Origin of the sequence: Sphingomonas sp. CFBP 8765 (assembly GCF_014841445.1) — a bacterium.
Lineage (GTDB): Bacteria > Pseudomonadota > Alphaproteobacteria > Sphingomonadales > Sphingomonadaceae > Sphingomonas > Sphingomonas aerolata.
Map to the genome: position 1 here is coordinate 1 of NZ_JACYTY010000023.1, position 4,071 is coordinate 4,071.

Sequence of the window (4,071 nt, forward strand, 5' to 3'; positions counted from 1 at the left end):
GCGAGGCGATCCGAGATACGGGCCCAACCTTGACGCCTCATCCGGCTCGCCTGCAACCGCGCCTTCCTGGAACGAATGACCGAGCCCGCCGAGCATCACAATTCGAGCGCGACGGTTGCTCGCCAAAGCGGCACGCGCCGCAGGTGCGTCATCCACCAGCGTATCCTTGGTCCCGTAGATAGCTAGAACGGGAATGTGCAAGGCCCTGAGATCGGAGGCCGAGCGAAGCTTTCGTGCGCCCCAGGCCTCTGGAACGTCGATCATGGCGAGCGCTTGTTCCGCCTGAGCGCGCGGGAACCCCGCTGCCTCGAACCGGTCTACGGCGTTGGCATGAAGGCGTGCAATCGTTGCCGCATCTCGGCTGTCTACACGAACCTGGAGCAAAGCCATGGCCGCATCCGTCGCCGGGCCGATGAGGGTGTCACGGCCGCCGACAACCATCTTCATCATCTGCTTGTAAAGCCCCTTCCTGACATAAGGCAGCCCGTCGCCAACATTGCCCGCCAGTGTCACAACGGCCGCGATGTCGGGATCGGCAGCCGCCGCCGACGGCGCGATCACACCGCCCCCGCTATGGCCGACCAACGCAATGCGGCTGCCGATAATATCCGAGCGATGGCGCATCGCCGCGACCGCGGCGCGGGCATCCGCGGTCAGCCGCTCGACATCCTCCTCGTAAGTGCCCGTCGACTGCCCGACACCGCGCTTGTCATATTCCAGGGCAGCGATGCCGTCGACGGACAGTCGTTTGATTATCTCGGAAAAGCCACCGCGTTTATTGGGCCCATTCCCCTCGATCAGCACGGCCAAAGGATAGGGACCCTTGCTGTGCCCTGCCGGCAGGTACAGCGTTCCCGCCAGNAAGCGCGCGTGATTCGACGAAGGGATGCCGACCTCTGCCTGTGGCTGCGCCTCTACGCGGCCGGCGATGCCTGTCGCGAGAAGCGCAAGAAGGGCCGTCAGCACCCGATAGGGGGAGCCGCGGGAAGCACTAGTCATGGTTTTTATCATTGCTCCACTTCCGCACCGTGCAGCACGGCCGGTATGGCGTGCCGAAGTCTTTTCACCATTCGCTGCTGAACAACCGCTCGTAACATTCAGCAGCTATCGCTCCTCATTATAGAAACATATGTAGATTTATGAATAGTGCTAGGGCGGCTCTGACCAAATCATTCAAGCTGATGAACGGCCCCTTCGAAGTTATTTGCGAAGACGTGGCGTCGACCGTTTAAAAACATAGGGTGTCAAACCCTCATGCAGCGTAATCCTGGTCGGCGTAGGTAGCCGGTCAAGGCGCAGCTTGCGCACCGAGCGGGTTCCATCCACGTCAAGCCCCTGATCGGCTACAACGCCGACGTCGACGTGGGGCAGGATGTACGGCCCATCTGCATCTCTCGCGACAACGTAGGATACCGTCCGCTGATCATTGAGCAGCATCTTGCCGCCGGCCAGCTTTACCGTGCCGCAGCAGTCGTTGGCGAAAAGGCCGGCCTCACCGGCATCAACGACAGGCTTACGTAGGAAGACGAGAAGAGTGATGAGCAAGACAGTGCCAGCAGCGACGACACCTAAGCTGATAACTCGCCACATCTTCGCTCCCCTGTCACCGCGTCGGACGCTGTGTCCCCGTCGGTTCTGCCCACACCTAGCGGCGCTTTGTCGACCTTGAGCGTCGAACCTCACCACCCTCACTGTAGGCGCAGAGCAACATATGTAGATTTAAGAGTCAAGTGACTCCGCAAAATTCCGGTCGTTCGCGCGGATCGTCGAAAAGCACCTACACGCTACCGGGCGAGCAGTTCGGATGAGGCGTCTGATGAAATCCGAATGTGCCACCGCGAAATGGCTACAACCGCTACAAATTCGATCACCAGCTCCGCGATTGGCACCCCCAATGACGACAGATCGAGCATCAATACGCCCATGAACAGCGACAACGTGATCATTGCTGCTCCAATCAGCGTGCCGCACTTCACGATGCGCGGCCAATCCCCCTCTACGAGCATCCACGCGAGACAAAGGTGCGCCATACCGAGCAGAAGCCACGTGATAAGCAATATCGGGATTGCGCTGTTTTGAGACCAGATCAAATAGAGATTCGGTCCGTCGCCGGAGCTTGCGATAACGAAAGGCGGACCGTCTGCCGAAGACAGGAAGCCGACCGCCTGCTGGAACTGCAGAGTTGCCATCGGAATGAGTAACCCCAGAGCGAGCGCGTAACTCGCAAGGATCAGGCGTCCTTCGCTGTGCTTCCCGATCTCTCGCCACGCTACGAACAGGCAGCCGAGAGCGAACTGGAATGGACGCCGATCCTCCACCGCAGCTTCGAACTCCGCTTCCATGGCCATCGCCCACGTTCGGCGATCCGAGCCGAGAGACCGACTGGCCAATGACAGCAGAGCTCGCGACACAGCTGATTTCACGCGAAGGCGGCCTTGGTGAAAGTCATTGGGCCGGCAGGTGCGGCCATACGCGCAAATGCCACTCCAGCACTCGTTAAACGGTACGCATGCCGAGCAGGACGGCCAGGGTGTTCCGGTTCAAGCCACTCGGCCTCGACGAGCCCTTGGTCGGTCATGCGGATCAGTAGCGGGTACAGCGTTCCAGACAGGAGCCCCGTCTCTTTCATCAGATCGTAGCCGTGGCGCCACTGCTGAGCGTGCGCCGACAGCGCCTCCAGCAAGAGGAGCATTTGCTTCGATGGTCGACGATTACGGGTCATGCTTTTACTCAACCTAAGTAGAATTATCTGTCAACTGTTCGCAGAAAGTATGGACCTACTATAGTACCCGATGGATGGCCGACTGTCGGCGGGACTGCCCGACAGAGTGGGGCTGATAGGACCCATCAACCGCCGTCTACGGCGGACGGTACGCTTCCCAGCTTCGAAAACGGGCTCATGTGTTTCGCATTAATTAAGCTAGCCCCCGTGTCCTGAGGGAAGCGTTCGGATAGGATGCCTTCACCTTTTGCGTTTAATTAGAGACGTGTGAAAGCCACTGAGAGCCCAATCGTTCGCGATATTCCTGACGGAACGTACGTCGAGCTTGTTGCCAGTCTGTGCGGCACGCGCATGCCCGCAGCGATCATGACGTTGCTGTTCCTCGTGGTTGGTGTGCTCAGCGTTCACGCCTCACGGGATATCGCTCTAGCGAGCTTGGTCGCTATAGGAACGATCGCGAGCGTAGCACGCCTTGCCGTTTTGATCCGCGGGAGACGGCTGTGCGATAACCCCGAAATGCCCTTACTCACTGCCAAGCGTTTTGAGCGCCGGTTTGCACTCACCTATTGGGCCTTCGCGACTGTCTTCGGTCTATTTGCCGCACGATCGTACATGCTGCCGCTTGCAGAATGGCAGATGCCCATCGGCATTCTCGTCGTGGGATACGCCGCAGGAGCAGCATCTACGATCGCGATGCGCCCTTACATCGTGATTACGAGTCTGATTGTCGCGGTAATCCCGCCAGCTTTAGTTCTTCTACTGCGGGGAGATCCGAATGCGATCGTTTCGGCTCTTTGCCTATTTGCGCTGCTCACAGGCGGCCTTCGTAGCGCTAGCCAACGATATCGTTCGCAGTTGGCAAAGACGACAACGCGACACGCCTTTGCTCGTCAGGTCAAAACGGATCACCTCACTGGGCTTGGCAACCGGCTGGCTCTCGCCGAGGCATTTGAGACAAACGCCCGGCCAGAGCGACACGGACGTATCGCGTTTCACTATGTCGACCTCGACGACTTCAAGCCGGTCAACGACCGGCTTGGTCACCAGGTAGGCGATAGCTTGCTATGCTTGGTCGCCGATAGGTTGCGGACATCTATAAATCCTGAAGACATGGTTGTTAGGCTTGGAGGCGACGAATTTGTCGTCGTGCAAATCGACTCCGAGTCTGACTTTGACGTTGAGCAACAAGGATTACGCATCGAACAGGTCTTGAACCGCTCCTATGTGTTAGAGGGCCATTCGGTTAACTGTGCCGCCAGCGTCGGATCAAGCCGCTCTACTAGTAACAATCAGAGCATGAATTGCCTTCTGGTGGCTGCGGACGAAGAGCTGAGGCGGAGAAAGGCAGA

5 protein-coding genes are annotated in these 4,071 nt (G+C 58.7%); 1 reads left to right on the forward strand and 4 read right to left on the reverse strand.

Annotation, left to right across the window (positions count from 1 at the left end; all coding sequences use genetic code 11):
* From IFT87_RS20025 to IFT87_RS20040, 4 genes are all read right to left on the reverse strand, one after another.
* The coding region (locus IFT87_RS20025; RefSeq protein WP_342211214.1) for an alpha/beta hydrolase at positions 1 to 804 on the reverse strand (804 nt) is incomplete at its 3' end.
* Positions 805 to 1,200: 396 nt separating this feature from the next.
* Positions 1,201 to 1,590: a hypothetical protein gene (locus IFT87_RS20030; protein ID WP_192191741.1), complete on the reverse strand. Its 390-nt coding sequence runs from the start codon at positions 1,588 to 1,590 to the stop codon at positions 1,201 to 1,203.
* Positions 1,591 to 1,784: 194 nt separating this feature from the next.
* Positions 1,785 to 2,348 (reverse strand): hypothetical protein, encoded by a 564-nt coding sequence (locus IFT87_RS20035; protein ID WP_192191742.1) that lies wholly within the window; start codon positions 2,346 to 2,348, stop codon positions 1,785 to 1,787.
* A 71-nt stretch (positions 2,349 to 2,419) separates the two neighbouring features.
* Positions 2,420 to 2,692: a PadR family transcriptional regulator gene (locus tag IFT87_RS20040; protein WP_056409941.1), complete on the reverse strand. Its 273-nt coding sequence runs from the start codon at positions 2,690 to 2,692 to the stop codon at positions 2,420 to 2,422.
* A 381-nt stretch (positions 2,693 to 3,073) separates the two neighbouring features.
* On the opposite strand from IFT87_RS20040, the gene IFT87_RS20045 reads away from it, so the two are divergent.
* On the forward strand, positions 3,074 to 4,071 hold a 998-nt coding region (locus tag IFT87_RS20045), incomplete at its 3' end, for a GGDEF domain-containing protein (RefSeq protein WP_192191743.1).

What these genes read in the sequence shown, in the direction of transcription:
- IFT87_RS20040 (WP_056409941.1), bottom strand. Translation starts at nt 2,692, where the DNA reads ATGCTCCTCTTGCTGGAGGCGCTGTCGGCGCACGCTCAGCAGTGGCGC.
- IFT87_RS20030 (WP_192191741.1), bottom strand. Translation starts at nt 1,590, where the DNA reads ATGTGGCGAGTTATCAGCTTAGGTGTCGTCGCTGCTGGCACTGTCTTG.
- IFT87_RS20035 (WP_192191742.1), bottom strand. Translation starts at nt 2,348, where the DNA reads ATGGCCATGGAAGCGGAGTTCGAAGCTGCGGTGGAGGATCGGCGTCCA.